Raw genomic sequence first — 2,124 nt, 5'->3', positions numbered from 1 at the left:
CTGGGAAGCCGCCATCGTCATCACGGAACTGTTCCTACTAAGCACTATCGTGCTGCAGCTCGCCGTGCGACTGTTCCGGTATGGATCTATCGAATACACGAACAAAGTATCCCTCAAGACTGCGTTCTCTCGGCCGAAAGCTATCAGCACTGTCAAACGGTGATTACCCGAGGCCATATTTTTCGTCCAGTCATGCTTGGGATTCCCCATCGCTTCTAACCGGTAATACGATAAGCGGACCCTGTTTGACGCGATCTCAGAGGCTTCGCGACCTGCGCAATCGAGTGAACCTTGGTGACCGCTCAGGCCCGTTACGTGCCTCGGTTAGGCTCGGTTCCTCCGTGTCTGGCCCGCCTCAGTTGCCGTCGCCTGACCTGTCGTCGTGTGCCTCTTGTCCTGATAGACGCCTGCGTCGTAGCCACCAGAGCAATGCGCCGGCGAGGACGATTCCACCGACTCCAAGTCCGACCCACAGGGTGTGTGATTGTTCTTCTGGTGTGACTGCGTCGCTTTGACCGGTGTCGGGGAATGTGATCGTTGCTGTGGCAGTCTGTTCGATCAGACCGCTTTCCAGCGTGAGCGTCGCCTGCCATGGTCCAGCTGGCAGTCCCGCGTCCAACGTGAACATGAGGTTTCGGCTCATGCCGGGTGCGATCGTTATTGCCTGTTGCAGGGGGAAGGGGCCGGCAGATAGGCCGGAGGGGCCCCCGGCGAGCGTGAGCTCACCCGTCATATCAAGAGCTCGACCACCCGTATTGGTCACTAACGTGGTGACGGTGGGGTTGGCCTGCGCATCTTTACCGGCGGTGAGAGACGTGATGTCGAAGTCGGCGGGAGCCCCGTTTCCAGGTCCAACGGACAGATAGATACGTATCCCCGTGCGGCTGGCCTGAATGATATTTGTTCCATCGGTGGGGAGGCTGCGCACTTCAGCCCATACGACCGCGTATTGCTCGCTCTCGGCTGCATCCGGGGGGACGGTAATTGTCACGGTGACGTCCGTGTCAGTGTTGGTGGGTAGTTCGAGCTGTGGTCGGTCGATGACTGTCCAGTTCGTCAGTTCATTCACTGCTGGATCGTTGCCGCCGATGAAACTGCCGTCGCTTATGGTTGCTGCGCCCGGATAGATTCGAACTGTCTGTGTTGAATCAGTGTTGTTCTGCACTTGGATTCGTCGTTGAATCTCAACACCGGGTGCTAGCCGATCTACGATATAGGTTTGAGCGCGTGGATCGTTTCGCGCCGCAGCCGGGATATCGAGCAGTTGCACTCCGATCCCCGAATTGGCGGGTACTTCATCTGTGTTGGCGAATGTCAAGGGTGTTTGGGCAAGAGCCTGTGCGCCACTCGTCAGGCCTGGTGTAAGTACAAAAACAAGCAGACACAGAGCTGTCAAAGTAGACCGCAAGCCCAAAGCTCCTTGTTTTTCCTCCGCGCTGCGAAGGGTGTGTGAGTAACGTCATCGCCAGGTACCCGTTTGCACGGGTACCTGGCTGTTTGAAGCCGTGTTTCTTAGGAAACGGACTGTTACGCACCCAGTTCCAAGCCCAACGCGCCCGCCCGCCCGTCATCACGGCCGTCGTCGAGACGGCTTCGCTGGCCCGCTACGACGACCTGTTCCGTGTTGACATTGAGGTTGACACCGAGACCGCCCCGGACGACCTAGCGGTCGCGTCATGATCGGCACGGAAGCGGCCTCGCAGATCGAGTTCTACGCCCGCGCCTTAAGAGCGCCCCGGATTNAGAGCGCCCCGGATCAGCGAAGCGTTCCGCCGCCTCGGCGACCAGGCCCGCGACGCGGGTTGGTCCCACGAGGAATACCTCGCCGCGGTGCTCTCCAAAGAAGTATCCGAACGCGAAGCCTCTGGTGCCGGACTTCGGATCAAGGCCGCGAGGTTTCCGGGGTTCAAGACCCTTGAGGACTTCAACTTTGAGCACCAGCCCTCTGTCGACCGAAACCTCATCGCGCACCTGGGCACGAGTGTGTTCCTCACCGAAGCGAAGAACGTTGTCCTGCTCGGCCCTCCTGGAACCGGGAAAACACACCTCGCCGTCGGCATCGGGATCAAGGCCGCCAAGGCTGGCCACCGGGTCCTCTTCGACACTGCGACAGGCTGGGTCGCC

Annotated in this window: 3 protein-coding genes; 2 read left to right on the top strand and 1 reads right to left on the bottom strand. The window is 59.5% G+C overall.

The features are described 5' to 3' along the window. Positions 1-355 precede the first annotated feature (355 nt). Positions 356-1,414 carry a hypothetical protein gene (locus CXY72_RS00145; protein ID WP_158252393.1) on the bottom strand — a complete coding sequence of 353 codons (1,059 nt, stop codon included), beginning with the start codon at positions 1,412-1,414 and terminating at the stop codon, positions 356-358. Positions 1,415-1,449: 35 nt separating this feature from the next. Here CXY72_RS00145 and CXY72_RS00140 point away from each other — a divergent pair, with 35 nt between their 5' ends. Together CXY72_RS00140 and CXY72_RS00135 are read left to right on the top strand one after the other, a co-directional pair. Then, a complete protein-coding gene (locus CXY72_RS00140; RefSeq protein ID WP_104125727.1) occupies positions 1,450-1,680 on the top strand; it encodes a hypothetical protein in 231 nt (76 codons plus the stop codon). Positions 1,681-1,755: 75 nt separating this feature from the next. After that, the coding region (locus tag CXY72_RS00135) for an ATP-binding protein (RefSeq protein WP_304466357.1) at positions 1,756-2,124 on the top strand (369 nt) is incomplete at its 3' end.

The organism is Cryobacterium sp. Y57 (assembly GCF_002929505.1).
Lineage (GTDB): Bacteria > Actinomycetota > Actinomycetes > Actinomycetales > Microbacteriaceae > Cryobacterium.
This window is presented reverse-complemented; position numbering and strand designations above follow the sequence as displayed.